Annotated in this window: 27 protein-coding genes and 1 tRNA gene; 11 read left to right on the forward strand and 17 right to left on the reverse strand. The window is 72.1% G+C overall.

All coding sequences use genetic code 11. The features are described 5' to 3' along the window. Positions 1–14: 14 nt before the first annotated feature. A complete protein-coding gene (locus Q392_RS17920; RefSeq protein WP_038210644.1) occupies positions 15–635 on the reverse strand; it encodes a CDP-alcohol phosphatidyltransferase family protein in 621 nt (206 codons plus the stop codon). A gap of 177 nt (positions 636–812) precedes the next feature. Between Q392_RS17920 and ruvB the strand changes: the two genes are divergently transcribed. The 3 genes from ruvB to Q392_RS17935 all read left to right on the forward strand — a co-directional run bounded on the left by ruvB (position 813) and on the right by Q392_RS17935 (position 3,793). Then, positions 813–1,877 (forward strand): Holliday junction branch migration DNA helicase RuvB, encoded by a 1,065-nt coding sequence (gene ruvB, locus Q392_RS17925; protein WP_038210683.1) that lies wholly within the window; start codon positions 813–815, stop codon positions 1,875–1,877. Positions 1,878–1,902: 25 nt separating this feature from the next. Continuing rightward, positions 1,903–2,844: a CDF family Co(II)/Ni(II) efflux transporter DmeF gene (dmeF, locus tag Q392_RS17930; RefSeq protein WP_038210685.1), complete on the forward strand. Its 942-nt coding sequence runs from the start codon at positions 1,903–1,905 to the stop codon at positions 2,842–2,844. Positions 2,845–2,926: 82 nt separating this feature from the next. Continuing rightward, positions 2,927–3,793: a UDP-2,3-diacylglucosamine diphosphatase gene (locus tag Q392_RS17935; RefSeq protein WP_051953664.1), complete on the forward strand. Its 867-nt coding sequence runs from the start codon at positions 2,927–2,929 to the stop codon at positions 3,791–3,793. Positions 3,794–3,855: 62 nt separating this feature from the next. Here Q392_RS17935 and Q392_RS17940 read toward each other — a convergent pair whose 3' ends face one another. The 4 genes from Q392_RS17940 to Q392_RS17955 all read right to left on the reverse strand — a co-directional run bounded on the left by Q392_RS17940 (position 3,856) and on the right by Q392_RS17955 (position 8,084). Beyond that, positions 3,856–5,367 carry a tripartite tricarboxylate transporter permease gene (locus Q392_RS17940; protein ID WP_038210645.1) on the reverse strand — a complete coding sequence of 504 codons (1,512 nt, stop codon included), beginning with the start codon at positions 5,365–5,367 and terminating at the stop codon, positions 3,856–3,858. 43 nt (positions 5,368–5,410) lie between these two features. Then, positions 5,411–5,896, reverse strand: coding sequence for a tripartite tricarboxylate transporter TctB family protein (locus Q392_RS17945; protein WP_038210646.1), 486 nt, complete (start codon positions 5,894–5,896; stop codon positions 5,411–5,413). A 128-nt stretch (positions 5,897–6,024) separates the two neighbouring features. After that, positions 6,025–7,380, reverse strand: a complete 1,356-nt coding sequence (locus Q392_RS17950; RefSeq protein WP_038210647.1) for a sensor histidine kinase — start codon at positions 7,378–7,380, stop codon at positions 6,025–6,027. Next, on the reverse strand, positions 7,377–8,084 hold the full coding sequence (locus Q392_RS17955) for a response regulator transcription factor (protein WP_038210688.1): 708 nt from the start codon (positions 8,082–8,084) through the stop codon (positions 7,377–7,379). The genes Q392_RS17950 and Q392_RS17955 overlap by 4 nt, the downstream gene beginning before the upstream one ends. A gap of 166 nt (positions 8,085–8,250) precedes the next feature. On the opposite strand from Q392_RS17955, the gene Q392_RS17960 reads away from it, so the two are divergent. Both Q392_RS17960 and Q392_RS17965 read left to right on the forward strand, forming a co-directional pair. Next, on the forward strand, positions 8,251–8,604 hold the full coding sequence (locus Q392_RS17960) for an HU family DNA-binding protein (RefSeq protein WP_038210648.1): 354 nt from the start codon (positions 8,251–8,253) through the stop codon (positions 8,602–8,604). Positions 8,605–8,792: 188 nt separating this feature from the next. Beyond that, positions 8,793–9,044 carry a hypothetical protein gene (locus Q392_RS17965; protein WP_038210649.1) on the forward strand — a complete coding sequence of 84 codons (252 nt, stop codon included), beginning with the start codon at positions 8,793–8,795 and terminating at the stop codon, positions 9,042–9,044. A gap of 36 nt (positions 9,045–9,080) precedes the next feature. On the opposite strand, the gene Q392_RS34060 is transcribed toward Q392_RS17965, so the two are convergent. The 3 genes from Q392_RS34060 to Q392_RS17975 form a co-directional block, all read right to left on the reverse strand. Next, on the reverse strand, positions 9,081–9,209 hold the full coding sequence (locus tag Q392_RS34060; RefSeq protein WP_281173421.1) for a hypothetical protein: 129 nt from the start codon (positions 9,207–9,209) through the stop codon (positions 9,081–9,083). 204 nt (positions 9,210–9,413) lie between these two features. Then, a complete protein-coding gene (locus Q392_RS32035) occupies positions 9,414–10,313 on the reverse strand; it encodes a glycosyltransferase family 2 protein (protein WP_169748313.1) in 900 nt (299 codons plus the stop codon). Positions 10,314–10,601: 288 nt separating this feature from the next. After that, positions 10,602–10,678: transfer RNA gene (locus tag Q392_RS17975), tRNA-Met, on the reverse strand. 135 nt (positions 10,679–10,813) lie between these two features. On the opposite strand from Q392_RS17975, the gene Q392_RS17980 reads away from it, so the two are divergent. Further along, a complete protein-coding gene (locus Q392_RS17980) occupies positions 10,814–11,479 on the forward strand; it encodes a sigma-70 family RNA polymerase sigma factor (protein WP_038210651.1) in 666 nt (221 codons plus the stop codon). After that, positions 11,476–12,534 carry a hypothetical protein gene (locus Q392_RS17985; RefSeq protein ID WP_038210653.1) on the forward strand — a complete coding sequence of 353 codons (1,059 nt, stop codon included), beginning with the start codon at positions 11,476–11,478 and terminating at the stop codon, positions 12,532–12,534. Before Q392_RS17980 ends, Q392_RS17985 begins: the two co-directional genes overlap by 4 nt. Positions 12,535–12,558: 24 nt before the next feature. On the opposite strand, the gene Q392_RS17990 is transcribed toward Q392_RS17985, so the two are convergent. Continuing rightward, positions 12,559–13,338 (reverse strand): enoyl-CoA hydratase, encoded by a 780-nt coding sequence (locus tag Q392_RS17990; protein ID WP_038210654.1) that lies wholly within the window; start codon positions 13,336–13,338, stop codon positions 12,559–12,561. A gap of 135 nt (positions 13,339–13,473) precedes the next feature. On the opposite strand from Q392_RS17990, the gene Q392_RS17995 reads away from it, so the two are divergent. Then, a complete protein-coding gene (locus Q392_RS17995) occupies positions 13,474–14,079 on the forward strand; it encodes a DUF2325 domain-containing protein (RefSeq protein ID WP_084217162.1) in 606 nt (201 codons plus the stop codon). Here the strand turns inward: Q392_RS17995 and Q392_RS18000 are convergent. From Q392_RS18000 to Q392_RS18010, 3 genes are read right to left on the reverse strand one after another with little or no spacing between them, the layout of a single operon-like run. After that, entirely contained in the window at positions 14,076–15,893 is a 1,818-nt protein-coding gene (locus Q392_RS18000) for a M61 family metallopeptidase (RefSeq protein ID WP_038210657.1), read from the reverse strand. The genes Q392_RS17995 and Q392_RS18000 overlap by 4 nt on opposite strands. Continuing rightward, positions 15,893–16,606 carry a DsbC family protein gene (locus Q392_RS18005; RefSeq protein ID WP_038210658.1) on the reverse strand — a complete coding sequence of 238 codons (714 nt, stop codon included), beginning with the start codon at positions 16,604–16,606 and terminating at the stop codon, positions 15,893–15,895. The genes Q392_RS18000 and Q392_RS18005 overlap by 1 nt, the downstream gene beginning before the upstream one ends. 37 nt (positions 16,607–16,643) lie before the next feature. Next, positions 16,644–17,780 carry an FAD-dependent monooxygenase gene (locus Q392_RS18010; RefSeq protein ID WP_038210660.1) on the reverse strand — a complete coding sequence of 379 codons (1,137 nt, stop codon included), beginning with the start codon at positions 17,778–17,780 and terminating at the stop codon, positions 16,644–16,646. Between the two features lie 74 nt (positions 17,781–17,854). Between Q392_RS18010 and Q392_RS18015 the strand changes: the two genes are divergently transcribed. Further along, positions 17,855–18,763 (forward strand): MOSC domain-containing protein, encoded by a 909-nt coding sequence (locus Q392_RS18015; RefSeq protein WP_051953666.1) that lies wholly within the window; start codon positions 17,855–17,857, stop codon positions 18,761–18,763. A gap of 27 nt (positions 18,764–18,790) precedes the next feature. On the opposite strand, the gene Q392_RS18020 is transcribed toward Q392_RS18015, so the two are convergent. The 5 genes from Q392_RS18020 to Q392_RS18040 all read right to left on the reverse strand — a co-directional run bounded on the left by Q392_RS18020 (position 18,791) and on the right by Q392_RS18040 (position 24,657). Next, positions 18,791–19,825 carry a hypothetical protein gene (locus Q392_RS18020; protein ID WP_038210662.1) on the reverse strand — a complete coding sequence of 345 codons (1,035 nt, stop codon included), beginning with the start codon at positions 19,823–19,825 and terminating at the stop codon, positions 18,791–18,793. 100 nt (positions 19,826–19,925) lie between these two features. Further along, positions 19,926–21,413, reverse strand: coding sequence for a TolC family protein (locus tag Q392_RS18025; RefSeq protein WP_038210664.1), 1,488 nt, complete (start codon positions 21,411–21,413; stop codon positions 19,926–19,928). Next, entirely contained in the window at positions 21,400–23,346 is a 1,947-nt protein-coding gene (locus Q392_RS18030) for an FUSC family protein (RefSeq protein ID WP_051953669.1), read from the reverse strand. Before Q392_RS18030 ends, Q392_RS18025 begins: the two co-directional genes overlap by 14 nt. Further along, a complete protein-coding gene (gene mdtN / locus Q392_RS18035; RefSeq protein ID WP_038210665.1) occupies positions 23,327–24,376 on the reverse strand; it encodes a multidrug transporter subunit MdtN in 1,050 nt (349 codons plus the stop codon). The genes Q392_RS18030 and mdtN overlap by 20 nt, the downstream gene beginning before the upstream one ends. Next, positions 24,373–24,657: a hypothetical protein gene (locus Q392_RS18040; RefSeq protein ID WP_038210667.1), complete on the reverse strand. Its 285-nt coding sequence runs from the start codon at positions 24,655–24,657 to the stop codon at positions 24,373–24,375. The genes mdtN and Q392_RS18040 overlap by 4 nt, the downstream gene beginning before the upstream one ends. A gap of 326 nt (positions 24,658–24,983) precedes the next feature. Here Q392_RS18040 and Q392_RS18045 point away from each other — a divergent pair, with 326 nt between their 5' ends. Both Q392_RS18045 and Q392_RS32040 read left to right on the forward strand, forming a co-directional pair. After that, the gene (locus tag Q392_RS18045) at positions 24,984–26,333 is read left to right on the forward strand and encodes an amidohydrolase (RefSeq protein ID WP_245610746.1); all 1,350 of its coding nucleotides are present in this window, start codon (positions 24,984–24,986) and stop codon (positions 26,331–26,333) included. 232 nt (positions 26,334–26,565) lie between these two features. After that, positions 26,566–26,666: GTPase (locus tag Q392_RS32040; protein ID WP_084217164.1), on the forward strand; the 101-nt coding region annotated here is incomplete at its 3' end.

Genomic DNA, 26,666 nt, shown 5'->3' on the forward strand with positions numbered 1-26,666 from the left:
GGTTCATCGTCGGATCAGCGCGGCGCCGCCTCGGCCAATGCGGCGCGCACGCGGCGAACCGTCGTCCAGCCCACCAGGGCGGCCACCAGCGGCATCAGCGCGGCCGTCCAGTCCGGCAGCGGCCCGCCCAGGGCGATGTACAGCCCGAGCGCGCCAAAGACGAAGGCGCGGTCGCTCTTGCCCATCGGGCCGTCGTAGCGGCGGCTGGCGCCCACGCTCGGCCCCAGGGCGCCGGCGAACTCGGACAGACCGGCCAGCACGATCACCGCGCCGACCCAGAAACCGCCGTGGGGCGACAGCGCCGCGAAGTACGTGGCGAAGGGCAGGTACAGCGCCGCGTCGGACAGCACGTCCGTCAGTTCGTTGAGGAAGGCGCCCAGGCGGCTTTGCTGGCCGTGCTCGCGCGCGAGCATGCCGTCCACCGCGTTGAAGGCCATGCGAAGGAACATCCACAGCGGCACCATGGCGAAGGCGTCGGGGCTCGGCTCGGCGAAGAAGAGCCAAAGGCCCAGCGCCACGGAGATCGCGCAGGCGGCCACGGTGACCTGGTTGGCCGTGACGCCGGCAGTGGCCAGGCGGCGCACCAGCGGCCGCAGCAGAGCCTGGAAGCGGGGTTTGAGCTGGTAGATCGACAAGATGGATGGGCGCGGCGGGCGCGCGGAAGGGCGACGGGCGGGATTCTGCCTATCGGCCCGGGCGCCCCCGCCCATGCCCTGCCAAGTATTGCCGCTTCCGGCAGGCGGTATCGCCTGGTGCACCCGCGCGGCCTGTCCGGCGACGCCCACCTACAATCCGGCGCTTCGCACCGCGCCATGTCCATCCAGACCGACGACTTCGCTCCGGCCCCGCCTCGCGTGGTGTCCGCCGCGCCGGCTTCGCCCAACGAGGAAGCCATCGAGCGCGCCCTGCGCCCCAAGCTGCTCGACGAGTACGTGGGCCAGGCCAAGGTGCGCGAGCAGCTGGAAATCTTCATCGGCGCCGCCCGCAAGCGCCGCGAGCCGCTCGACCACGTGCTGCTGTTCGGCCCGCCGGGCCTGGGCAAGACCACGCTCTCGCACATCGTCGCCGCCGAACTCGGCGTCAACCTGCGCCAGACCAGCGGCCCCGTGCTCGAAAAGCCCAAGGACCTGGCCGCGCTGCTGACCAACCTCGAAGCGCACGACGTGCTCTTCATCGACGAGATCCACCGTCTCTCGCCGGTGGTCGAGGAAATCCTCTACCCGGCGCTGGAGGATTACCAGATCGACATCATGATCGGCGAGGGCCCGGCCGCGCGCAGCATCAAGCTGGACCTGCAGCCCTTCACCCTGGTCGGCGCCACCACCCGCGCCGGCATGCTGACCAACCCGCTGCGCGACCGCTTCGGCATCGTGGCGCGGCTGGAGTTCTACACCGCCGAGGAGCTGGCCCGCATCGTCACCCGAAGCGCCGGCCTGCTCAACGCGCCGACCGACGCCGACGGTGCCTTCGAGATCGCCCGCCGCTCGCGCGGCACGCCGCGCATCGCCAACCGCCTGCTGCGCCGCGTGCGCGACTTCGCCGACGTCAAGGGCGACGGCCGCATCACGCAGGACATCGCGCACCGCGCGCTGGCCATGCTCGACGTCGACCCGCAGGGCTTCGACCTGATGGACCGCAAGCTGCTGGAGGCGGTGATCCACCGCTTCGACGGCGGCCCGGTGGGCCTGGACAACATCGCCGCCAGCATCGGCGAGGAGGCCGGCACCATCGAGGACGTGATCGAGCCCTACCTGATCCAGCAGGGCTACCTGCAGCGCACGCCGCGCGGTCGCATCGCCACGCTGGCGGCCTACCGGCACCTGGGCGTGGCCGCGCCCAGCGGCCGCGTCGGCGACGCGGACTTGTTCGGCGCCTGAGGTCCCGGCCGCCACAATGGCGGCCATGCACACGCACGACCTCGGCCCCTGGCAGCACAGCCACCAGTTCGACACCGGCAACGCTTCCGCGGAGCGCAGCACGCGCCTGGTGATGTGGATCACCGCCGTGGCGATGGTGGCGGAGATCGCGGCCGGCTGGTGGTTCAACTCGATGGCGCTGCTGGCCGACGGCTGGCACATGAGTTCGCACGCCGTGGCCATCGGCCTGAGCGCCTTCGCCTATGCGGCCGCGCGCCGCTACGCGAAGGACTCGCGCTTCGCCTTCGGCACCTGGAAGATCGAGGTGCTGGCCGGCTACAGCAGCGCGCTGTTCCTGGTCGGCGTGGCCGTGCTCATGGTGGCGGGCTCGCTGGAGCGGCTGTGGTCGCCGCAGCCCATCCACTACCGCGAGGCGGCGGCCGTCGCCGTGCTGGGGCTGCTGGTCAACCTGCTGAGCGCGCGGCTGCTGGCCGGGCATCACGCTCATCACCACGGCCACGATCATCACCACGACGGCCACGCGCATCACGGCCATGACCTCAACCTGCGCTCGGCCTACCTGCACGTCGTCGCCGACGCGGCGACCTCGGTGCTCGCCATCGCAGCCCTGCTGGGCGGCTGGTTCTTCGGCTGGCGCTGGCTCGACCCGGCGATGGGCCTGGTGGGCGCCGCGCTGGTGGCGTGGTGGGCCAAGGGCCTGCTGGCGGAAACCGGCAAGGTGCTGCTGGACCGCGAGATGGATCATCCGGTCACCGACGAGATCCGCCAGGGCATCGAGGCGGGCCTGGCCGATTCCGAGACGCGCGTGGCCGACCTGCACGTCTGGCGCGTGGGCCGCGAGGCCTATGCCTGCGCCGTCACCGTCGTCACGCATTCAACCGTGCTCACGGCCGACGAGGTGCGCGCCACCTTCGCCATGCACGAGGAGATCCGCCACTCGACCGTGGAGATCCAGCGCTGCGGCTGAGCGCGGCGGGCCGCCGCCGTGTCACGCGCCCGTCATCGCATCGACACACCCGGGTCACCGGCCCGCGCGATGCTGCGGGGCCATGCAACGCGACGACGCTTTCCTGCGCGCCTGGCGCGACAACGCGGCCCGGCTGCTCGACACCGGCGACGAGGGCGGGGACGCGCGTCCGCCGCAGCGCTACCGCACGCTGTGGATCTCCGACCTGCATCTGGGCACGCCGGGCTGCCAGGCCCATGCGCTGCTCGACTTCCTGAAGCACACCGAGAGCGACACGCTGTTCCTGGTCGGCGACATCATCGACGGCTGGCAGCTCAAGCGGCACTGGTACTGGCCGCAGGCGCACAACGACGTCATCCAGAAGCTGCTGCGCAAGGCGCGCAAGGGCACCCGCGTGGTCTTCGTGCCGGGCAACCACGACGAGTTCGCGCGCAAGTACCTGCACCACAACTTCGGCGGCATCGACGTGGCCGAGGAGTGGATCCACGAGACCGCCGACGGTCGCAAGCTGTGGGTGATGCACGGCGACCTGTTCGATGGCGTCATCCAGTGCGCCAAGTGGCTGGCCTACGTGGGCGATTCGCTCTACGAGTTCACGCTCAAGCTCAACCGGCACCTGAACTCGCTGCGCGCGCGCATGGGACTGCCGTACTGGTCGCTGTCGAAGTACCTCAAGGGCAAGGTCAAGCGCGCCGTGAGCTACGTGGGCGACTTCGAGGCCGCCGTGGCGCGCGAGGCGCACAAGCGCGGCGTGCAGGGCGTGGTGTGCGGGCACATCCACCACGCCGAGATGCGCGAGATCGACGGCATCCTCTACTGCAACGACGGCGACTGGGTCGAGAGCCTCACGGCGCTGGCCGAGCATGCCGACGGCCGGCTGGAGATCATCGACTGGGCGCAGCGCATGCGCGCCGGGCTGCCGCAGCAGGCGGCGAGCCAGGGCGCCTGAAACGCGAACGGCACCGCCAGGGTGCCGTTGCGTCGCCAGGGCCCCGACGGGCCGGGGCTACGCTACTCCTCGACGAAGGCCTCCTCGCGCTTGGCCTTCACCGACGGCAGCAGCACGATCGTCAGCAGCGCCGCCGAGGCGATGATCAGGCCGAGCGAGATCGGCCGCGTCACCAGCACCGACCAGTCGCCGCGCGAGAGCAGCAGGGCGCGGCGCAGGTTCTCCTCCATCATCGGCCCGAGGATGAAGCCCAGCAGCAGCGGCGCCGGCTCGCACTTGAGCTTGAGGAACGCGTAGCCCACGATGCCGAAGATCGCCACCATCCACACGTCGAAGGTGTTGTTGTTCTCGGAGTACACGCCGACGGCGCAGAACAGCACGATGGCGGGGAACAGCCACTTGTAGGGGATGGTCAGCAGCCGGATCCACAGGCCGATCATCGGCAGGTTCAGGATGATCAGCATCAGGTTGCCGATCCACATGGACGCGATCAGGCCCCAGAAGAGTTCGGGGTTGCTGCTCATCACTTGCGGGCCGGGCTGGATGTTGTGGATGGTCATGGCGCCGACCATCAGCGCCATCACCGGGTTGGGCGGGATGCCCAGGGTGAGCAGCGGGATGAAGGAAGTCTGCGCGCCGGCGTTGTTGGCCGACTCGGGGCCGGCCACGCCGCGGATGTTGCCCTGGCCGAAGGGCACCTCGCCCGGCTTCAGGCGGCTGCGCTTCTCGAGCGTGTAGGAGGCGAAGGACGACAGCAGCGCGCCGCCGCCCGGCAGGATGCCCAGGCAGCAGCCGAGCGCGGTGCCGCGCAGCACGGCGGGCGTCATGCGCTTGAAGTCTTCCTTGGTCGGCCACAGGCCCTTGACCTTGGCGGTGAACACCTCGCGGTGCTCCTCCGGCACGGACAGGTTGCCGATGATCTCGCCGTAACCGAACACGCCCATCGCGATGGCGATGAAGCCGATGCCGTCGGTCAGTTCGGGAATGTCGAAGGAATAGCGCGCCACGCCCGAGTTGACGTCGGTGCCCACCAGCCCCAGGGCCAGGCCCAGCAGGATCATCGTGATGGCCTTGAGCAGCGAGCCGGAGGCCAGCACCACGGCGCCGATCAGGCCCAGCACCATCAGGCTGAAGTATTCGGCGGGGCCGAACTTGAAGGCCAGCTCGGTCAGCGGCGGCGCGAAGGCGGCCAGGATGATGGTGCCCACGCAGCCGGCGAAGAAGGAGCCCAGGCCCGCCGCGGCCAGCGCCGGCCCGGCCCGGCCCTGCCTGGCCATCTGGTAGCCGTCGATCAAGGTCACCACCGACGACGACTCGCCCGGCAGGTTGACCAGGATGGCGGTGGTGGAGCCGCCGTACTGAGCGCCGTAGTAGATGCCGGCGAGCATGATCAGGGCCGACACCGGCGGCAGCGCGTAGGTGGCCGGCAGCAGCATGGCGATGGTGGCCACCGGGCCGATGCCGGGCAGCACGCCGATCAGCGTGCCCAGCAGGCAGCCGACGAAGGCGTACGCCAGGTTCTGGAAGGTGAACGCGACGCCGAAGCCGGTCGCGAGATTGCTGAGAAGGTCCATGGGGCCGTTCGGTTCTGTATGTCTCGGTTGTCGTAGGCGCCGTTCAGGCGATGAAGGTCGGCCACACGGGGAACTGCAGCTTCAGCGCGACCACGAAGGCCAGGTAGCTGCCGACGGCCAGGATGGTGGCCAGGATGGCCGTGGCCTTGGCGTTGAAGCGTTCGCCGGCCAGGCTGGCGACGAAGGTGAGGGCGTAAATCGCCACGATCAGCCCCATCGGCGGCAGGCCGATGCTGGGCAGGCCGCCCAGCAGCAGGCCGAACAGCAGGTTGGCACCGATGATGAAGATCAGGGGGCGCCAGGCGATCTTGCCGACCGGTTCGCCGTCCTCGGTCTCGACGACCAGCGCCTTGAGCGTGATGGCGACGCCCATGATGGCGATCAGCACCCCCACGATCATCGGGAAGTAGCCGGGGCCCATGCGCGCCCCGGTGCCGACCGTGTAGGTCGTGGCACCCCAGGCGAAGGCCACGCCGAAAGCGCAGAAAAGGACTCCCGCGAAGAAGTCCCGCTGACTCTTGATGTTCACTGACTGGTCTCCTGTGGATCGCCCCGGAGATGAAAAAAAAAGGGCGCAGGCGATCGTAGGAAAGGCGCGCGACGGCGTGCATGACCGGACCATTGCCGTTCGGCAATGTGCGGGGCGCCGCCCGGTGCTCAGGTGCCGGCGGCCGGCAGTTCCACGCGCACGCGCAGGCCGGGCTGCGCGTCCTCGTAGTGCACGCGCCCGCCGTGCAGCGCCACCACCGCCTGCACGCCGGCCAGGCCCAGGCCGTGGCCGCCCACCTGGGGGCGCAGGCGCACGAAGCGCGTGCCGATGCGTGTGCGGTCCGCTTCCGGCACACCCGGGCCGTCGTCCTGCACCGTCAGCAGGCCCCAGCCGTCCCGGGCCTCGGTGCCCACGCGCACGGTGCAGGTGGGGCCGCCGTACTTGAGCGCGTTGTCCAGCAGGTTGGCCGCCACGCCGGCCAGCAGCTCGCGGTCGCCCCGCACCTGCAGCGCCTCGCACGGCTCGCGCAGCACCGTGGCGCCCTGCGCCTCGGCCACGGCGCCGTAGAGCTCCACCACGTCGTCGGCGATGGTGTGCAGCGCCACCGCGCCGAAGCGGCCGCGCTGCGCGCCGGCCTCGGCCTCGGCGATCTGCAGCAGCTTGCCGAACACGCGGTTCAGGTCCTCCAGCTCGGCGATGGCGGTCCGGATCGCCGCCCGGCGCTGCCCGGCGTCGGCGCCGTCGTCGTCCGCCGCGCGCAGGCGCGCGAGGATGCGCGTGAGCGGCGTGCGCAGCTCGTGGGCGATGGTGTCCGAGACGTGGCGCACGCCATCCATCAGCGACTGGATGCGGTCCAGCATGGTGTTGACGTCCTGCTCCAGCAGTGCGAACTCGTCGTCGTCTTCCGACAGCGGGACGCGATGGCGCAGGTCGCCCAGCGCGATGCGCGCGGCCGTGCGCCGCACCGCGCCCACGCTGCGCTCCAGCTCCTGGCGGAACACGAACACGCCGCCGGCCAGCAGCAGCATGGCCACGAAGGCCGCGGCGGCGCTGGCGCTGACGATCAGTTCCTCCAGCGCCTGCTGGTCGCTCAGGTCGCTGCCCACCACCAGCACGTGGCCCTGGGCCACCGGACGCACCACCAGCCAGGCGCGCACGCTGCGGCCCTTGCGCAGCACCTGCCGCTGGCCGTCGGCGCCGGGCGCCGGCAGGGTGTCGAGGTTGCCCGCCAGGCGGCGGCCCTGCGCGTCCACGAGCAGCAGCATCTCCTGGTCGGTGCTGCGGCCGTCGGCCAGCGTGCGCTCGATCTCGCGCACCACGGCGTCGGCGCCTTCGCGCTCCAGCAGCGTCGCGAGCTGCTGCGCGGTGGTGCTCACCTGCCGCGCCATGCGTTGGTGCAGCACGCCCACCGTCTGCAGGTAGATGATGGCCAGCGCCGCCAGCATGGTGATGCCCACCAGCAGCGCGTAGTGCGCGGCCAGCCGGAAGCCGGCCGAGCGCCACAGCCGGCGCAGCGCGTTCATGTCTGCGCGGCGCCGTCGCCGGATGCCGGCGCCGCGAGCCGGTAGCCCACGCCGCGCACGGTGTGGATCAGCGAGGGGCCACCACCCGCGTCCAGCTTGGCGCGCAGGCGGCTGACCTGCACGTCGATGACGTTGGTCTGCGGGTCGAACTGGTAGTCCCACACGGCCTCGAGCAGCATGGTGCGGGTGAGCACCTGGCCCGCATGCAGCGCCAGGAAGGCCAGCAGCCGGAACTCGCGCGGCTGCAGCGCGATGGGCCGCCCGCCGCGCTCGGCCTTGCGGCTGCCCAGGTCCAGGCGCAGGTCGGCCACCTCGACGACGCGGATCTCCGGGCCGGGGCGCGAGCGGCGCACCAGCGCCTCGGCGCGCGCGGCCAGTTCCGAGAAGGCGAAGGGCTTGGCCAGGTAGTCGTCGCCGCCGGCCTTGAGGCCGCGCACGCGCTCGTCCAGCGCGCTCAGGGCGCTGAGCACCAGCACCGGGGTGCGTCTGCCCATGGCGCGCAGCGCGGCCAGGATGCCCAGCCCGTCCACGCCGCCGGGCAGCATGCGGTCGAGGATGATCAGGTCCCAGGCCTCGGCGCTGGCACGCGCCAGCGCCTCCGGCCCTTCGCGGCAGATCACGGCCACATGCCCCAGGCCGCGGAAGCCGTCGGCGATGTAGCGTGCGTTGTCGGCGTCGTCCTCGACCACCAGGCAGCGCCACATGGCGGTGCCCGTCGCGCCGGCCGCCGGCTGTGCGGATGAGGGGTGCGTCTGCATGCTGTCGGTGCTCGGGGCCATGGCCAAATTGTCGAGCCTCGCGCGGCGTCTACACTGCGAACCCGCCCGCGGGCAAATCCCCGCGGGCGATTTCGTATCTCAAGGAGCAGTTTTGAATCGTATCGAGTTCATCGAAAAGATCGTCGCCGCGCACGGCGTGTCCAAGGCCGAGGCCGGCCGCATTCTGGAGACGGTGACCAGCACCATCGTCGGCGCCGTGAAGAAGGGCGACAGCGTGTCGCTGGTCGGTTTCGGCACCTTCAAGCAGGTGGCTCGCGCCGCGCGCACCGGCTTCAACCCGCAGGCCGGCGAGAAGATCAAGATCGCCGCCCAGAAGGTGCCGAAGTTCGTGCCGGGCGCAGCCTTCAAGGCGGCCGTCGATCCGAAGGCCGCCAAGCGCAAGGCCGAGAAGGCCGCCGCCAAGCCGGCGAAGAAGCCGGCCGCGAAGAAGGGCGCGAAGAAGTAAGAAGCACGGCACCTGCCGATCCTTCGAGATGGCCCTTCGGGGCCATTCTTGTTGGTGGCTCCGGCGCTCGATGACACTCTGCAAGGTGCCGCCCGGCGCATGGCTATGTCCTAAGACACACAGAAAGCGTAAAGAACTTCCCTTTTGCGGCGAAGTTCGGCGTACTCTCGATCGCTGGAGAGCACGAAATGAAACTGGATCGCCCTGGAGCGCCGCACGAGGCGCCTCTGGCCCCCGAGGATTGGACGATGGACATGATCCGCGAAGGCGATCAGCACATCGCGGAGTTGCGGCGTGACGGCAAGGTGATGTGCCGCCTGTCTATCATGCTCAACGAGCAGGAAGGCGACGCTGTCCGCACGGTGATCGCCGAGAAGGCGCGGTGGTGGATCCACGAATACCTCCACCGGCCGCCGTCCGGCTTCGCGGCCTTGGAATGAAAAGGCCGCCCGGAGGCGGCGTGCGGAGCGCCTTGGTCAGCCTCGCTGGCCGGGCTGCTGTCCCTGTCCCGGTTGCTGCTGTCCCGGCTTGCCCGGATTCTGCTGCTGCTGGTCGGGGTTCTGCGGGTTGGGATTCTGTTGGTTCGGCGCTTGAGGGGTCGTCATGAGGATCTCCTGTGAGTGAAGCGGATTGCTTCAACCCCAAGGTATCCAGCGTGCCTCTTGGCCGGCGTAGGCGCCGGGCTTGCGCCCCGTAGGATTTCAGGCGCCGTGCGTCGACCGTGACATGCTTGTGGACCGTGTTGCGCGCAGATGCTGGCGCGATGCTGTGGTGCCTGTGCGCGATGTTGTTGGGCGCATGTGCGGCATTCAGCGCATCCTGACCTGTCCCACGAGACCGCCCCATGCCATGCTGCAGCGGATGGCAGACTCGGAACTGAACGGCGCAAACGCCAGCAGAACGGGCACGCTTGCCGCCAGCTTCAGCGGGCGCATCGTCCGCGGCAGCGACCGACCGAGTTCCTTGTGGATGAGCACACGCGAGACGCCCTCCCAATACGCCCGCCGCGTGGCCCAGCGCACAGTCAGCCGCTGCGCAGGAATGCAGTGCTCGACGCCGAAGCGATCGTCATAGCGCGTCTTCAGGCCCTGCTGTGCCAGCCGTTCGATCAGGAACGATTCCTCGCCGCTGATCAGCCGCTTGCCCACCCGGCCCAACGTCGAAGGAAAGCCGCCGACAGCCTGCAGCGCCGCTCGCCGCACGGCCAGATTGCCGCCGCAGATGTCGAAGCCCGGCACCGGTCCGGAGCCCTCGCGCTCGGTGCACGAGAGCAGCAGCATCCAGCGCCGGCCGACGCGCTCAGGACTGGCACCTGCAGGCCAGCGCGGCCGGATCAGGCCGCCGATCATCGCTACATCGTCGGGTGCAGCCTGCAGGCACTGCGCCAGCGCGGCAGCCCAATCCGGCAAGGCCCGGATGTCATCATCGATGTAGACCACCCATTGTCCCTGGGCATGCGCCGCAGCTGTATTCCGCGCGAGCGATATACCGGGTTCATCGCACCGAACCAGCAGAGCATCGAACTCGGTCGTGATGGCTCGCAGCGCGGCCGCGTGGCCGGGGCTGGACCCGCTGTCCACCACCAGGATGGCGAAACCGACGGCCTGCGCTTGCAATGCGATCGCGGCCAGGCATTGCCTGATGTCTTCCGATCGATCATGGGTGCAGATGGCAATGGTGGCGAGTGGTGCGCCAGCGTATCCAATCACGGCAGGAGGCCTATCGGGAGACCAAGGGAGGCGTAGTGTGCGCGATCCCGATAGCAGCGGGCAGGAGAATGAAGAAAAAAGATCTGCGAAGCAGGTCTCGATCGCACTTGCAGCGCTCAGCTGCCCCGAACCGGATGATCTGGCTCTTATTCCTGATGGAGCGCGTCCGGCCCCCGTTCCCCGAATCCTCTTGCATCCGCCGCTACATCAGCGAAAGCTGTCGCCAAAGACAAAGCCCCGCGCTACAGTGTTTGTAGCAGCGGGGCCAGTAGCCGCAAGGGCTGTATGTGGTGGCGCTTCACGGACTCGAACCGCGGACCTGTGGATTATGATTCCATCGCTCTAACCGACTGAGCTAAAGCGCCGAGCCCGAAATTATAGCCACAGTCGGACGAGCCCTGCCAAGGGCCCGCCGCAGCACCGTCTCTTCCCCGCCGGCTGCCTTTTCGCCAACCCCTCGCGCGGGCCTGCGCCGTACAAGAGGCGGTGACAATCCCCCGATGCTCGCTCCCTCGCCCGTCGACGCGCAGCGCCACGCCATGGCCGACGACCAGTTGATGCTGGCCTATGCCGGCGGCGATGCGGCGGCGTTCGAGGTGCTCTACGCACGCCACGAAGGCGCGCTGTTCCGCTTCGTGAAGCGCCTGCTGGGCGCGCGGCTGGCCTCGCAGGCCGACGAGGTGTTCCAGGACACGTGGCTGCGCATCGTCTCCGCGCGCAGTTCCTTCTCGCCGCAGGGCGCGAGCTGGCGCACCTGGGCCTTCACCATCGCGCACAACCTGGCGATGGACCGCCTGCGCGTCAGCGGCCGCGAGGTGGCGCTGGACACCGGCGGCCATCCCGACGACGAGGACATGCCGACGCTGCCTTCGCTGGAGCGCGGCATGCACGCCGCCGATGGCGCAGCCGATGCCTCGCATCCCTCGGCGGAGGAACTGGCTTTCTGGCGCGCCGCCGGCCGGCGCCTGCTGGCCTGCCTGGACGAACTGCCGCCCGAACAGCGCGCGGCCTTCCTGCTGCACCACGAGGACGGGTTGAGCGTGCAGGCCCTGGCCGCGCAGCTCGACCTGGGCTTCGAGACGGTCAAGAGCCGGCTGCGCTACGCGCTGCAGAAGCTGCGCGGCTGCATGGCGCGCTACCTGGCGGCGCTGGAGCAGCGGGCATGAGCGACACGTTCCGCGACGACGAAGACGGCAGCATGGCCCCCGACGCGCGCCTGCGCCGCATGCTCGACCATGCGCCCGACGCCGACGCGGCGCCGCATCCGGCCACGCGCGAGGCGATCCTGAAGGCCGCTCGCAATGTCGCGGCGTCGTCTTCCCCCGTGGCCCCGGCCGCTGCGGCGCGAACGCCCTGGTGGCGCAGGCTGCGGCCGTCGGCCGGCGGCAGCCGCATGCCGTGGAACGCCGCTTTCGCAACGGTGCTGGTCGCGATGTTCGTCACGGTGATGTGGCAGGGTGAACCGGTGCCCGATGCACGGCTGGACGCGCCGGCCCCGGCGCCTGCGACGCCGCGCGTCGAAGTCGCTCCAGCACCCGCGCCGGCGATGCCCGCGACGCCGCCGCCGGCACCCGCGGCCGAGCCCGTCCCGCCACCTTCGGCGTCCCCCGATCGCGTCCGGCGCGAACGCGCTGCCGAATCCAAGGCGGCTGTGCAGGAGCGCCGCGAAATGCAGGAATCCGCCCGGCGCGCGCCTTCGGCCGACGCCGGCGCGCCTGCGGAAGAAGAGCATGCAGCGGCCGCCGACGCATCGCGCGTCCAGCCGGCCGCGCCATCCGCTGCCGCTCCCCGCCCGGCACCGCCCGCGCCGGCGGCAGCGGCCGGCGCAGCCGCCCCGGGGCTTGCAGCCGCTCCGCAGATGCAGCGAAGGGCACAGGAGACAGCCGGCGTCCCGGCCGGCGCCTGGCGCGGCTGGACGCACCTGCGCATCGTGGCGCCGGACGGCCGCACGCGGCGGCTGACGCGGGCCGAGGCCGGCGAACTCGCCGGTCTGATCGAGGCGGCCGTGCCGTCCGGCCTGCCGGCGGCCGTGCCTGAGGATGGCAGCCGCTGGCAGATCGTCCTGGAGGCCGGTGGCGGCGCCCTCGCGGCGCTGGAGGTGGGAGGGAGGCAGGTGCGCTGGCGCGAAGGCGGCGCGGCCGCCACGGCGGCCGAGCCGCCGGCATCCGTGCTCGACGCCTTGCGCGCCGAGCTGGAGCGCCGCTTCGCCGCGGGCCCCTGAGCGGGCCGCGCCGGCGGGGCCGCGTCAGTGGTTCTTGAACTCCGCCTTGCGCTTGTTCATGAAGGCGTCCATGCCTTCCTTCTGGTCCTGCGTGGCGAAGAGGGCGTGGAACAGGCGCCGCTCGAACATCACGCCGTCCGACAGCGTGCCCTCGAAGGCGCGGTTGACCGACTCCTTGGCCGCCATCACCGCGATCTGCGAGAAGTCTGCGATGGTGAGCGCGGCGCCCAGCGCCTCGTCCATCAGCTTGTCGTAGGGCACCACGCGGCTGACCAAGCCTGCTGCTTCAGCCTCGGCGGCATCCATCATGCGGCCCGTGAGGGCCATGTCCATCGCCTTGGCCTTGCCCACGGCGCGCGGCAGGCGCTGGGTGCCACCGGCGCCGGGGATCACGCCCAGCTTGATCTCCGGCTGGCCGAACCTCGCGTTGTCGGCGGCGATGATGAAGTCGCACATCATCGCCAGCTCGCAGCCGCCGCCCAGCGCGAAGCCGCTCACGGCGGCGATCACCGGCTTGCGGATGCTGCGGATGGTCTCCCAGTTGCGGGTGATGTAGTCGCCCTTGTAGACGTCGGTGAAGCTGTACTTGGCCATCAGGCCGATGTCGGCGCCAGCGGCGAAGGCGCGCTCGCTGCCGGTGAGGATCATGCAGCCGATGGCCTCGTCGGCGTCGAAGGCCTTGAGCGCGGCGCCCAGCTCGGTCATCAGCGCGTCGTTCAGGGCGTTCAGCGCCTTGGGGCGGTTCAGGGTGATGACGCCGACCTTGCCGGCCTCGGTGCGCACCTCGATGTTCTCGTAGCTCATGCTGTCTCCGGGGAGGGAATGAAGGGGGAAGGATGGATCCTCGGGCCGGGTCACTATACCCAGCCCGGCAGCGCGTGTTTGGTGCTCTACTTGAGAATGGTTCGCAAATAGAATGCCGCCGACATGGAGCCGACGATGCAGGAACACACCGTGCTGCTGCGGGCCTACGCCCGGGTGCAGGAGCGCTGCTCGCGCCTGGTGGCCGAGCAGGCCGCGCGCATCGCCGAGCTGGAGTCGCAGTTGGTCCGGCTGCGCGGCGCGCTGGTGCAGCGCGATTCGGCCGTGGCCCTGGCGCGCGAGGAGGTGGCTGCGCGCGCCGCCGCCCGCGGCCTGACGCTGCCGCAGCGCGTGCTGGGCCTGCTGGCGCCCGGCCGCTGGCGCCGCGCCGTGCCGGCGGCGGCGTCCGTGGTGCCGTCGGACTTGCGCGAGAAGGCGGTGCTGTGCATCGGCCCCGAAGGCGAGGCGGCGGGGCTGGCGCGCCAACTGGTGGAGATCGCGGGCGGCCGCTTCCTGCAGCACGCGCCCGACGTGCTGGAGCAGGCCGACGAAGCCGCCTTCGAGGCCAGCCTGCGCGAGGCCGACCTGGTGATCTGCCAGACCGGCTGCGTCAGCCACGGGAACTGGTGGCGCGTGCAGGATCACTGCCGCCGCACCGGCAAGCCGTGCGTGATGGTGGGCGCGGCCGAGCAGCCGGTGCAGTTCGTGCGCCGCGCGCAGGAGGGGGTGGCGCCGGGCCCCTAGCCCAGCCAGCCGTGCAGCAGCGCCGCATCCCGCGGGGCCAGGCGCAGCGTGGTCTGCGCCGGCGGGATCGCCAGCGGCAGGCGCAGCAGGCGCCGGTCGCGGGCGACGAGGGCGGTGCACTTCTTCGCGTCGCCCAGGTACAGCGGCAGGTCGTCGAGCCGGCTGATGCGCCAGGCCTCGGCCGTGCGGCCGCCCCGGCCGGCGGGCAACTCGATGCCCAGCCATTCGTCGTTCGCCGAGAAGCCCGCCTTCTCGGCCGCGCCGCCGCGCAGCACGACCTTGACGGTCACGCTGCCGTTCTTCTCCTCCACCCGCAGGCCCAGCGCCTGCGCGCGCTGCGCCGGCTCGTCGAGCGCCGCCACGCCGTGCGCGGCCAGCAGCCCGGCCAGCGGCAGTTCGCCGGTGCCGTGCACCCAGCGGCGGAACTCGGGCGCGAAGCTGCGTCCGCCCACGGCCTCGAAGGCGGCGGCGATCTGCGCCTCGTCCACCGGGCCGCCGCCGCTGCGCTGCCACAGCAGGCGCATCACGTCGTCGAGCGTGGCGTGGCCCTCGCTGCGCAGCGTCAGGTCCAGGCACAGCGCCACCAGCGCGCCCTTGGTGTAGTAGCTCACCGTGGCGTTGGGCATCTGCTCGTCGGGCCGGTAGTACTTGATCCAGGCGTCGAAGCTGGCCTCGGCCACCGACTGCGCGTGGCGCCCCGGCGTCTGCAGCACCTGGTTGGCGGTGCGCGTGAGCAGCTTCAGGTAGGTGGCGTCGTCGAGCAGGCCGGCGCGGCGCAGCAGCAGGTCGTCGTAGTAGCTGGTGAAGCCCTCGAAGAACCACAGCAGCCGGGTGTAGTTCTCCTGGCCGTAGTCGTAGCGTGCGAACTCCGCCGGCCGCAGGCGCTTGACGTTCCAGGTGTGGAAGTACTCGTGGCTGATCAGGCCCAGCAGCGTGGTGTAGCCCTCCGCCTGCTTCGCCGCGCCACGCTGGGGCAGGTCGGTGCGGTTGCAGATCAGCGCCGTGCTGTGGCGGTGCTCCAGCCCGCCGTAGCTGTCGCCCACGGCGTTGAGCATGAAGACATAGCGGTCGTGCGGCGGCCGCGCGGCGGCGTCGCGGGCGCCGGCGCGGGCCTTGGCGCCGTGCCAGAAGCGCATCTGCGCCTCGCAGATGGTCTTCGTGTCGGCAATGAGCCGCTCGCCGTCGAAGCCGGCGGCGGCACCGGCCACGACGAAGCGGTGCGGCACGCCGAGCACGTCGAATTCCGCGCTCCAGAAGGGGCCCAGTTCCACCGGGCTGTCGGCGATCTCGTCGTAGTCGTCGGCGCGGTAGACGCCGAAGCCCTGCCGGTCCACCTTGACCGGGCGCAGTGCGGTGGCGCATCGCCAGCGATCGGCGGTGCCGGCGGGTGCGTCGATCTGCAGCGTGCAGGGCGCATCGGCCTGGCCTTCCACGCGCAGGCACAGGCTGGTGCCGTTGAAGAAGCCGCGCTGCGCGTCGAGCCAGGCGGTGCGCACCGAGTGGTCGTAGGCGCAGACCCGGTAGCGCAGCACCAGCGGCTCGCCGGCGCGGCAGTCGATCTGCCAGGTGGCCTTGTCCTGCTGCACCACCGGCACGCCGCGGCGGCCCTGCGTGGCCGTCAGGTCCGAGAGCTGGCGCGCGAACTCGCGCACCAGGTAGCTGCCGGGGATCCACACCGGCAGCGTCACGCGCTGCTGCGCGGCGGGCGCGTCGATCTGCAGCTCGACCTCGAACAGGTGCGCGTGCAGGTCGGCGCAGCGCACCCGGTAGCGCAGGGCGGGGCGGGCCGGCGCGGCGGCGGCGCGGCGGGCCATCAGCGGCTGGCCTGCTTCAGCATCGTCTCGACCTGGGCCGCGGGAATGGCGCCCGGCGTGCGCGAGCCGTCCTCGAAGATCAGCGTCGGCGTGCCGGTGATGTTGTACTTGCGGCCGAAGGCCACGTTGCGCTGCAGCGCGCCGACGTCGCACTCGGCGGTGGGCGGCCGGGTGCCGTCGATCATCCAGCTGGTCCAGGTCTTGGCCTTGTCCTTGGCGCACCAGATGTCGCGCGACTTGACGGCCGAGTCCGGCCCCAGCACCGGATAGAGGAACAGGTGCACCGTCACGTTGTCGACGTTGCGCAGCTCCTTCTCGAAATGCTTGCAGTAGCCGCAGTTCGGGTCCTCGAAGACGGCCAGCTTGCGCTTGCCGTTGCCGCGCACGATCTTGAAGGCGTCCTTCAGCGGGAGCTGGTCGAAGGCGACGGCGCTGAGCTTCTCGATGCGCTCCTCGGTGAGGTTCTTCCTCGCCTTGACGTCGATCAGGTGGCCCTGCATCACGTAGCTGCCCTGCTCGTCGGTGTAGTAGATGTCGAAGCCGGTGCGCACCTCCCACACGCCGGGCATGGGCGACTTGCGCACCTCGTCGATCTGGCCGAGCTGCGGGATCGCGCCCAGGTTCTTGCGGATCTCGGCCTCGCCGGCATGGGCGGCGGTGGCGGCGAGGAGAGCGGCGGCCAGCGCGGCGGCACGGCAGTTCGGAAGCTTCATGGTGCGGGGTTCGTGTGCGCGGTGCGCCAAAGGTTCATCAAGCCAGGCCCATCGCCTGGCGCGCGATCCAGTTCTTGATGAGACGGGTGCGGTCGAAGCCGCGCATGCCCCAGTTGCGCAGTTGCGGCAGCGGCTCGAGCGTGTGCGAGAAGAGCTGCTGCAGCCCGTCGGTGGCCAGGCCCATCGCCAGCACGTCGGCGCGGCGGGCGCGCTCGTAGCGGCGCAGCAGGCGCTCGTCGCCGACGCTGCGCCAGTAGTCGCGCGAGCGGATCACCTGCGCCAGCCCGGCGGCATCGGCCAGGCCCAGGTTCAGGCCCTGGCCGGCCAGCGGATGCACGGTGTGCGCGGCGTCGCCGGCCAGCGCCCAGGTGCCGCCGGGGCGGCCGTCGTCGCCGGCGGGGAAGCGGCCGATCCAGCGCTCGGCGGTGGCGCGCTGCAGCGGCCAGGCGGCGCGCTCGCTGGTGAGCGTGAAGGCGCCCAGCGCGCCGCCGCAGGCTTCGCGCACGCGCTCGCAGAAGGCATCGGCGTCCAGCGCCATCAGCTCGGGTGCGCGGAACTGGTCCACCGACCACACCAGCGCCAGGTGCCGGCTGCCCGGCCCGCCCAGCGGCAGCAGTGCCAGCACCTCGCCCTGGGCGTCGAACCACTGGCGCGCGGTGTCGTCGTGGGGCGTCTCGGCCTCCAGGCGCGCGGCGATGGCGTGCTGCGGGTAGCGCGTCACCTCGTGGTGCACGCCGAGCAGCTCGCGCGTGGCGCTGGCACGGCCCTCGCACACCACGGTCAGCGGCGCGGCGACGGGCGAGTCCACCACCTCCACCTGCGGCGCGAAGCGCACCGCATCGGCGAGCTGGCGCTCGAGCGCGGGCACGTCGACGATCCAGGCGAGCGCATCGACCGCATGGCGGCGCGCCTGGAAGTGCACGCGGCCGCCCCCGTCGCCGTGCACCAGCATCTCGCGCACCGGCGTGGCGTGGGCCGCGTCGGGCCAGGCGCGCAGGGATTCGAGCAGCGCCTTCGACGCGGCGTTGAGCGCGTAGGCGCGCACGTCCTTGCGGGCCGTGCCGCCGGCCGGCGCCACCAGCGCCACGCGCACGCGCTCGCGCGCCAGCAGCAGCGCCAGCGTGCGGCCGACGATGCCGGCGCCGCGGATGCAGACCTCGGGGGGAAGAGCCATCGCGGCATTGTAGGGACGGGCTTCCTTGCGGGGAGGGGGAGGCCGCCCCCTGCTGCGGGAGAATGCGCAGCACCATGACCGCTTCCCACGCCGCCGCCCCGGCCCTCGACGACAGCTTCGACGTCCGCGGCACCATCGCCCGCCTGTTCGTCTATCCCGTCAAGTCCTGCGCGGGCGTGGAGGTGCGCGAGGCGCTGCTCACCGAGACCGGCCTGGAGTTCGACCGCGCCTGGATGGTGGTGGACGAGCAGGGCGAGTTCGTCACCCAGCGCGAGCTGCCGCGCATGGCGCTGATCCGCCCGCAGATGAAGCACGCGGAGATGGTGCTGCGCGCGCCCGGCATGCTGGCGCTGCACGTCGCCTACGACCGGGTGGAGGCGCCGGTGCAGGCGACAGTGTGGAAGGACACCGTCGCCGCCTACGACATGGGCGACGTGGCGGCGCAGTGGTTCAGCGACTTCCTGTCCGAGCCGGGGCGGCCGCGCCGCCTGCGCCTGGTGCGCTTCGATCCGGAGCACAGGCGCCTGTCGAGCCTGAAGTGGACCGGCGGCATCGAGTCCGAGGTGCAGTTCGCCGACGGCTACGCGCTGCTGGTGGCGAGCGAGGCCGCGGTCGACGACCTCAATGCGCGGCTGGGCGCGGCGGGCCATGCGCCGGTCGGCATCGAGCGCTTCCGCCCCAACATCGTGCTGGGCGGCGTGGAGGCGCACGACGAGGGCCGCCTCGACATGCTGCATGTCGCCGGCGACGAGGGCGTCGTGCGGCTGCAGCCCGTGAAACCCTGCACGCGCTGCCCGATCCCCGACATCGACCCCGCCACCGCCGTCAGCAGCCCCGAAGTGGGCGACGCGCTGCGCGCCTACCGCGCCGACGCACGCGTGGACGGTGCGGTCACCTTCGGCATGAACCTGATCGTGCGCGAGGGCGTGGACCGGATGCTGCGGGTGGGGCAGGCGGTGGGCGGGAACCTGCGCTTCGACTGACGGTAGGCCGCACGCGGCATCGGCGGCTTACGAGCGCGGCTCCTGATGCCACTCGATCGGGTGGCCCGTACTCAGCGCGGCCATGCACAGCCGGCGCAGGGGCGTGGTGACGGCGCCGTGGTCGGCGGCCGACTGGTATGCCGCATCGACGCGCAGCCGCAGCGCCTGCGCCGGTCGCGGCCCGATGCACAGCGCTGCGCACTCGAAGCACTGTCCGCCGGCCGTGTCCTGCCACAGCACGGCCTCGCCGCCGGGCAGCGGCGTCTGGGTGAAGGCATGGCTGCTGAAGAGGAGGTGCTGCTGCGCGTCCTCCACCACGAAGCCCTGCCGGGTCGCTCCCAGGCGCAGGGCCTTCCCGTGCGACGCGAGGAGATGGGTGTCGCGCGCCGGGCGGCGGCTGTCGAGGTAGGCCAGTGCGGGCGGCAGAGCGGGCACGGTGCCGTCCTCCGGCCGCACTGCCCACCAGCGTTCGGCCGCCGGCGTCAGCGCGTTCCACACCGCTTCGCCGTACAGCGTGGTCCACAGCACCTCGCCGCTGTCGGCATCGCGCAGGACGAACTTGACGCCGAAGTGGCCGTGCCGCTCGAAGGCCTTCAGGTCGTCCAGCATCCGCCGCGCCAGCGCCGGCGGCGTGCCGCCCCAGGCCGTGCCGTCGTCCGGCAGTTCGTCCAGCAGGGTGGCGAAGCGGCCCACCGGGCCGTAGCGGCTGGAGCGCTCCATCAGCACCGGGCCGTCGCCGTGCGGGCGGTCCAGCAGATCGTCCATCGCGTGGCGGGTGATCTCCTGGGCGCAGATCAGCAGGGCGTCGCGCAGCGCGTCGCATTCGTACCAACTGCCCACTGCGGTGTGGACGAGGTCCATGTCCGGGTGGGGGCAGGCGTTGAGGCGCCAGGCGCGCAGGGCGTCGTATTCCTCCTGCGTGACCTCGCCGCCGCCGGGCGGCCGGCCCAGCGTCAGGTCGTTGTCTTCCTCGTCCACGCGGATGCGCGAGGCCAGCGGCGTGGGCGCGACCTGCCCGCGCTCGAAGCAGTCGCATCGGACCAAGGCAAACAGGTTCTTCACGGCAGGGCTCCCATGCGCCGGGCCCGGCGCATGGGCTTCATTGCAGCAGCCTCGCGCCGTGCCGGGAACTGGCCGGACGCACTGGCCAGTCGGCTCCGCTTCAGCGCGGCGCGCTGCCCAGCGCGCCGGTCGCGAAGGCCAGCGAGACCGCGGCCGACTGCGCCGCGGCGCGCGCATCGGCCAGCGCCTGGCCGGCCTGCAGCATCTGCGTGTCGGCCAGCGTCACGGCGGTGATGGTGCCCACGCCATGGCGGTAGGCCTCCAGCGCGGCGTCGTGCGTCAGCGCGGCGGTGGCCTGCAGCGCCTCGGCGGCCTCGGCGGAGGCCAGTGCGGTGCGCAGCGCGTCCTGCGCCACCACGATCTGCTGCACCGCCTGCTGGCGCGCGCGGTCCAGCCGCGCCTGGGCCGCGTCGACGCGCTGTGCGGCCTGGGCCTGCGCCGTCTCGCGCGTGCCGCCGTCGAACAGCGGCACCGTCACACCGACGAACACGCCGGCGCCCGAGCCGCTGCCCGAGAGGTCGAGCGCCGGCCCCTGCTGGCCGATGCCCGGCAGCGCCGTGACGCTGGCGGCGCCGGTGCTGCGCGAGGCCGATGCGGCGAGGAACACCTTGGGCAGCCGCGCGGCATCGGAAGCCTTCGCGCCGGCCCGGCTGGCCAGCAGCGCCGCATGCGCGGCCTGCACGTCGGGCCGGCGCGCCAGGGCCTCGGCCACGATGCGCTCGACCGGCGCCTCGCTGGCGCGGCCCAGTGCGGGCGTCGGCGCATCGGCCACCTTCAGCGGCGCGAGCGGCGAGATGCCCATCGCGGCGACCAGCGCGTGGTGGGCGTCGCGGGCCCGGCCCTCGGCCTGCACGCGGGCCAGCTCCGCCTGCGCCACGCCCTGGCGCGCCTGCGCGACCTCGATCACCGCGCCGATGCCCTGCCGCTGGCGCGCCTGCGCGGCCTCCAGCACCTGGCGGCTGTTGGCCAGCGAGCGCTGCGCGACGCCGACGCGCGAGCGCGCCGCGCCGTGGGCGTAGTAGGCCAGGCTCACCGACTCGATGAGCTGCTGGTGCGCGGCGGTGAAGCCGATGCCGGCGACGACCGCGCCCTGCTCGGCGCCCTCGGCCAGCGCGGCGCGCTCGCCGAAGTCGAACAGCAGCCACTGCAGCGAGAGCACGCCCACCGCGCCGTGGCCGCGGGCGTCGTCGTCGATGGACAGGAAGCGGCCTTCGCTGCCGCCGCGCCGCCGCTGGTAGCCGGCCAGCACGGTGGCCGAGAGCTGCGGCAGCCAGCTTCGCTGCGCCGCGCCGGCCGCCAGCGCGGCGTTGCGCGCGTCGATCCAGGCGATGCGGGTGGCGGGGTGGTGGCGCTGCGCCAGGTCGATCAGCTCGGGCAGGGTGTAGGCGTGCGCCGGGTCGATGTCGGGCGTGGGCGGCAGCTCGGCCAGCGCGGGCTGGGGCGGCAGCACGAAGCCGTCGGCGGGCGGGGCGCCGGGCGGCTGCCAGGGGGCGTCGGCGCGCGCGGGGGCGAGGTCCGGCGCGGTGCCGGCGCAGGCGGCGACGAGGAAGGCGAGGGCCAGCGCGGCGACGAGGTCAAGGCGCGGCATGCGCGGTGTTTCCGGGGTGAGCTGTGGATGCGTCCGGCCGCTGAATGGAGGCCGCGAGCGCCTGCAGCGGCCGCGCCAGCCAGTGCGGGAGGGCGGGCGGCAGGGCGGGCTGCCGGCGCCGCGCCAGCGCGTCCAGCGTCGATGCGACACGGGCCGATGCGCCGGACTGCAGCGCCAGCGGCGCGGCCAGCGCGCCTGCGCAGTCCAGCGTGCGGCGGCGCTGCGCGATCCAGTCCGCGTCCGGGCGCACGTGCGGCGGCTCGTAGGCCAGCAGCGCCAGGTCGGCGGCGATGGCGCCGCGCTGGGCTTCCGCCTTGCCGGCCTGCACGGCTGCGAGGCGGCTGTCGGGCGCCTCGGCCATGCGCGCCAGCCGGCCCAGCAGCGCCGCCAGCGCGGCGTCGATGCGGCCGGCCACGCTCACCGGCCACAGCCGCGTGAAGACCAGGTACACGGCCGCGTTGCCGATCAGGATGCCGATCACGCGGTCGCGCGCGACCGCCAGGTCGTACGACGGGCCGCTGCCCTGCAGCACGCACAGGAAGAAGGCGAAGGCGATCTGGAAGCCGGCGTAGGCGATGCGCGGGCTGCCGGCGGCGACCCAGGTGGCGCCCAGCGCCACCACGAAGATCAGTGCCAGCAGGCCCGGCAGGCCGTGGATGCCGGGCAGCACCCACAGCAGCGCCGCCACGCCGGCCAGCGCGCCGGCCAGGCAGCCGGCGATGCGCAGGCTGAGTTTCTCCACCGTCTCGCCCGCCGTGCCCAGCGCGACGATGAAGCAGGTGATGAAGGCGGTGTGGATGCCCTGCCAGCCCAGCGCGTTGTAGAGCAGGTAGCAGAACATCGCCGCGCCGGTGGCCTTGAGCGCGAAGCGCACGTGCGCGGGGCTGCTGAAGGCGTCGGGTGCGAGGAAGCCGGCGGGCGGGTCCGGGTCCGGCGGAGCGGTGTCGGCATCGGCGAAGTGTGCGAGGGTGCTGCGCAGCGCGGCCAGCGCCTGGCCGGCCGGCACCGGCAGCGGGGTGGCGGCTGTGACGGGCGGCAGCGTGATCTCGACCGGGTAGCCGCCGTGCGCAAGGATGTCCGCCATGCGCTCCAGCGTGCCGGCCGCGGCGGCGCGGGCCTCGTGTGCGGCGGGCAGGGCGGCGTCCAGCATGTCCGTCAGCAGCAGCACGCGCGTGGTGGCGTCGCAGGCGTGGCGCAGCGCGGCGATGTCCTGCGGTGCGCTCGTGTGCTCCACGGCGGCCAGGCGCAGCCAGCCCTGGATCTCCCCAGGGCCCTCCGTACGCAGGCGCTGCAACGCCTCGCGGTGCGCGGCGTCGCCGTGGCGCAGCGCGTCAGCCGCGGCCTGCAGGCGCAGGGCCAGCGCGCGCTGCGCCAGGGCACGCGGGGCCGGGCCGATCAGCAGGTTGACCACGGTGGAGACGCCCACCGGAATGCCCACCATCAGCCAGGCGTACAGCAGCGCGCGGGTGGCCAGTTCGCCCTCGGGCGCCAGCGCGATCAGCGACAGCGCGAAGGTGGTGATCAGCGCCAGGATGCCGCCCACCGGCGCCAGCTTGCTGGCCGAGGTCAGGAAGAACAGCGCGAAGGCGATCAGCGTCATCGACGCCAGCAGCGCGGCCGGGCGGCCGACAAGCCCGTTGGCCATCAGCGCCACCAGCCCGATCAGCACCGAGGCCAGCACCAGCATCGCCGCGCCCATCACGATGCTGGTGGTGCGGTCGGCGCGCAGCAGGAAGAAGCCGACGTAGGCGGTCAGCGCCGGCTCCGGCGTCTGGAACCACTCGGCCACGCCGGCGCTCGCCGTGCACACCAGCGCCAGCCGCAGCGCGAACTCGAGCCGGCCCGGCGCGGGCGCCAGCAGCGCCTTCGTCGCGCGCCAGTCCGGCAGCGGCAGCGGCCGTGCCCGGGCGGCTTCAGCGGCAGGCGTCGCCATGGCGGATCTCGACCACCGCGCTGGCGCCCAGGCGCACCAGCGCCTCCGGCGGCTCGTGCAGCTGCACGCGCACCGGGAAGCGCTGCGCCACGTGCACCCAGCTCATCGACTTCTGCACGTAGGGCAGGTTGCGCGGCAGCTGGACGCGCTCGGCGTCCAGCACGCCGGCGCCGATGCCCTGCACCGTGCCGCGCAGCGGCCGGCGGCGGTCGATCATCGAATAGACCGTGGCGCAGTCGCCCACCGCGATGCGCGACAGGTCCGACTCGCGCAGGTTGGCCACGGCCGCCCATTCGTGCGAGAGCACCAGGGTGAACAGCGACTGCGAGGGCACGACGATCTCGCCGCTGGAGACGGCCAGGCCGACCACGCGCCCGTCGTGCGGTGCGCGCACCGTGGCGCTGGCCAGCGCGTGCCGGGCCAGCGCCAGCGCGGCCTCGCGGGCGCGCACGGTGGCCTGGCCGCCGTCTTCCGTGCCCACCGCCTGCACGGCGGCGCGTTCCTGCTCGCGCGCCTGGCGCAGCGTGGTCCGCGCGTCGCGCTCGGCGGTCTCGGCCTGGTCGAGCTGCTGCTGCGGCACATAGCCCTTGGCCGCCAGCGGACGCAGGCGCTGCACGGTGCGCTGCGCCAGCGCCAGGTTCGTCTCGGCGCGGTGCGTCTGCTCGGCTGCCTGCGCGGCGCCCGAGCGCTGCGTGCCGACGCCGCGCTGCTGGGTGGCGAGCGAGGCACGCGCCAGCGCCAGGTCGGCCTCGGCCTGGTTGACGGCCAGTTGCAGCGGCTCGGGGTCGATCTGGAACAACTCGTCGCCGGCCTTCACCGCGCTGTTCTCGCGCACCGCGATGCGCACGATGCGCCCGCCCACCGTCGAGGCGATGTGGACGACCTCGGCGTCCAGCGTCGCATCGTCCGCGGAGACCACCTGGCCGCGCCGGTGCAGCACCCAGGCGCCCGCGGCCAGCGCCAGCACCACGACGGCGATCACGATGCCGCGCCGCGCGGGCGCGATGCGGGGCTGCCCGGCGGCCTTCATGGCAGGCCTCCGGTCATCAGCAGCCACAGGCCCAGCGCCAGCAGGAAGCCGGCGGCCGTGCACAGCGCCAGCGGCCAGGGCCAGTGGGTACCGCCGCCCGCCAGCACCATCGCGACGCGCACGCCGGCCGCCAGCAGCACCCACAGCAGCGCGAACAGCAGCCAGGACGGGAAATAGGCGCCGAAGAGCACATGGCTGGGCGCGCTGGCCGTGCCGCAGCCTGCCAGCAGGCAGGGCAGGGCCGCCAGGACGAGGCGGGGGCGGAAAGGCAGGCGCGGCATGGCGAAGCGTGCGGGGAAACCGGCTGGAAGATAGCCGATGCCGAGAGGTGGGGGGCGGTGCCTGGCGTCCGCGCGGTTCCCTGGCCCTTCTTCCGGTCAACGCGTGGGGCGCTTCAAGGTGAATGGTATTTATTGGGTGAGAGTTTGGTAAAAGCCGGCATACCCGCTGATTCTTCGGGCCCGCGGAGGGATCAATGGGCCAATAGCGTTTTCGATGGCTTGACACATTGTCTTACTGGGAAGATTATTTGTGCCGCCATCCCGGATGGCCCCCTCATGCCGCCTGCGGCAGCCATCGGCAACCTCCCTCAAGAAAAAGGACCACCGTGCCCCACATCACCGCAGGCCTGCGCCGTCGCGCCAGGCGTGTTCGTTTCGCGCTGGCGGCGATCGCCGTCGCAGGCAGCCTGGGCTGCGCCCCGAGCTTCGCGCTCGACGTCCCGGCGCTGAAGGCGCAGATCGGCGCCGTGCTGGACCAGAGCTATCCCGAACTCGATGCGCTCTACAAGGACCTGCACCGCCATCCCGAGCTGAGCTTCCAGGAAGTCGAGACCGCGCGCCGGCTGGCCGCGGAGATGCGCCGCCTCGGCTTCGAGGTGACCGAAGGCGTCGGCAAGACCGGCATCGTGGCGATCCTGCGCAACGGACCGGGGCCCATGGTGCTGGTCAGGACCGAGCTCGACGCGCTGCCGATGGAAGAGAAGACCGGCCTGTCCTACGCCAGCCGCAGCAAGGCCGTCTGGAACGGCAAGGAGACCTTCGTCGCGCACAGCTGCGGACACGACATCCACATGGCCGCCTGGGTCGGCACGGCGAAGGCGCTGGTCGCCACGAAGGCGCAGTGGCACGGCACGCTCATGTTCGTGGGGCAGCCCGCGGAGGAGGGCGGGCACGGCGCCCGGCGCATGCTCGAGGACGGCCTGTTCACCCGCTTCGGCAAGCCCGACGCCGGCTTCGCGCTCCATGTCGGGCCGGGGCCGTATGGAGAGATCGGCTACCGGCCCGGCGTGTTCAGCTCCAGCGCCGACAGCCTCCAGATCGGCTTCCACGGCAAGGGCGCGCACGGCTCCATGCCCAGCGCGTCGATCGACCCGGTGGTGATGGCCTCGCGCTTCGTGCTCGACGTGCAGACGGTCGTCAGCCGCGAGAAGGACGCGGGCGCCTTCGGCGTCGTGACGATCGGCGCGATACAGGGCGGCACCGCCGCCAACATCATTCCCGACAACGTCGTGGTGCGCGGCACGGTCCGCTCCTACGAGGAGGACGTGCGCAGGAAGCTGCACGCCGGCATCGTCCGGACCGCGAAGGCGGTGGCCGACATGGCGGGCGCGCCCGAGCCCGACATCCGGATCACCGACGACTACAACGCCGTCATCAACGACGACGCGCTGACCGCGCGCACCGCCGAGGTCTTCCAGGCTGCGTTCGGCGACAAGGTCAAGCGGCGGCCCACGCCGACGCCCGCCAGCGAGGACTATTCCGACTTCGTCATGGCCGGCGTGCCCTCCCTCTATTTCGGCCTCGGCGCGCTGGATCCCCGGGACATCGCCGCGGCCCGCAAGGCGGGCAAGCCGGTGCCGGTCAACCATTCGCCCTTCTTCGCCCCCGTGCCCGAGCCGACGATCCGCACGGCGGTCGAGGCGATGAGCCTCGCGGTGCTCAACGTCCTGCAGTGAGGCGGGGGCACCGGACGGCCGGGGTGCCGCGGCGGTCCATGGCGCCGCCGGTCAATACAATCGGCGCCAGTTTCCCCCAGGCAGGACGAGGGCCGGGCCCTCTCGGGATCGCCGGCGCGATGCGCCCAGGCTGAAGGATCCCGGCCCGCCGCGCCCGGCACAGGCCGGGTGCCCCGGCCACGCCCGCATCGGGCGCGGCGATGCGCAAGGGGGCGTTTGCAAAGGAATTTCCATGAGCCTCAAGTGCGGCATCGTCGGCCTGCCCAACGTGGGCAAGTCCACCCTCTTCAACGCGCTGACCAAGGCCGGCATCGCGGCCGAGAACTACCCCTT

It is taken from the genome of Xenophilus azovorans DSM 13620 (assembly GCF_000745855.1).
Taxonomy (GTDB): Bacteria; Pseudomonadota; Gammaproteobacteria; order Burkholderiales; family Burkholderiaceae_C; genus Xenophilus; species Xenophilus azovorans.

Coding starts and splice junctions, on each gene's coding strand:
- ruvB (WP_038210683.1), top strand. CDS start 813: ATGTCCATCCAGACCGACGACTTCGCTCCGGCCCCGCCTCGCGTGGTG.
- dmeF (WP_038210685.1), top strand. CDS start 1,903: ATGCACACGCACGACCTCGGCCCCTGGCAGCACAGCCACCAGTTCGAC.
- Q392_RS17935 (WP_051953664.1), top strand. CDS start 2,927: ATGCAACGCGACGACGCTTTCCTGCGCGCCTGGCGCGACAACGCGGCC.
- Q392_RS17940 (WP_038210645.1), bottom strand. CDS start 5,367: ATGGACCTTCTCAGCAATCTCGCGACCGGCTTCGGCGTCGCGTTCACC.
- Q392_RS17950 (WP_038210647.1), bottom strand. CDS start 7,380: ATGAACGCGCTGCGCCGGCTGTGGCGCTCGGCCGGCTTCCGGCTGGCC.
- Q392_RS17955 (WP_038210688.1), bottom strand. CDS start 8,084: ATGTGGCGCTGCCTGGTGGTCGAGGACGACGCCGACAACGCACGCTAC.
- Q392_RS17965 (WP_038210649.1), top strand. CDS start 8,793: ATGAAACTGGATCGCCCTGGAGCGCCGCACGAGGCGCCTCTGGCCCCC.
- Q392_RS34060 (WP_281173421.1), bottom strand. CDS start 9,209: ATGACGACCCCTCAAGCGCCGAACCAACAGAATCCCAACCCGCAGAAC.
- Q392_RS17980 (WP_038210651.1), top strand. CDS start 10,814: ATGCTCGCTCCCTCGCCCGTCGACGCGCAGCGCCACGCCATGGCCGAC.
- Q392_RS17985 (WP_038210653.1), top strand. CDS start 11,476: ATGAGCGACACGTTCCGCGACGACGAAGACGGCAGCATGGCCCCCGAC.
- Q392_RS17990 (WP_038210654.1), bottom strand. CDS start 13,338: ATGAGCTACGAGAACATCGAGGTGCGCACCGAGGCCGGCAAGGTCGGC.
- Q392_RS17995 (WP_084217162.1), top strand. CDS start 13,474: ATGCAGGAACACACCGTGCTGCTGCGGGCCTACGCCCGGGTGCAGGAG.
- Q392_RS18000 (WP_038210657.1), bottom strand. CDS start 15,893: ATGGCCCGCCGCGCCGCCGCCGCGCCGGCCCGCCCCGCCCTGCGCTAC.
- Q392_RS18005 (WP_038210658.1), bottom strand. CDS start 16,606: ATGAAGCTTCCGAACTGCCGTGCCGCCGCGCTGGCCGCCGCTCTCCTC.
- Q392_RS18010 (WP_038210660.1), bottom strand. CDS start 17,780: ATGGCTCTTCCCCCCGAGGTCTGCATCCGCGGCGCCGGCATCGTCGGC.
- Q392_RS18015 (WP_051953666.1), top strand. CDS start 17,855: ATGACCGCTTCCCACGCCGCCGCCCCGGCCCTCGACGACAGCTTCGAC.
- Q392_RS18025 (WP_038210664.1), bottom strand. CDS start 21,413: ATGCCGCGCCTTGACCTCGTCGCCGCGCTGGCCCTCGCCTTCCTCGTC.
- Q392_RS18030 (WP_051953669.1), bottom strand. CDS start 23,346: ATGGCGACGCCTGCCGCTGAAGCCGCCCGGGCACGGCCGCTGCCGCTG.
- mdtN (WP_038210665.1), bottom strand. CDS start 24,376: ATGAAGGCCGCCGGGCAGCCCCGCATCGCGCCCGCGCGGCGCGGCATC.
- Q392_RS18040 (WP_038210667.1), bottom strand. CDS start 24,657: ATGCCGCGCCTGCCTTTCCGCCCCCGCCTCGTCCTGGCGGCCCTGCCC.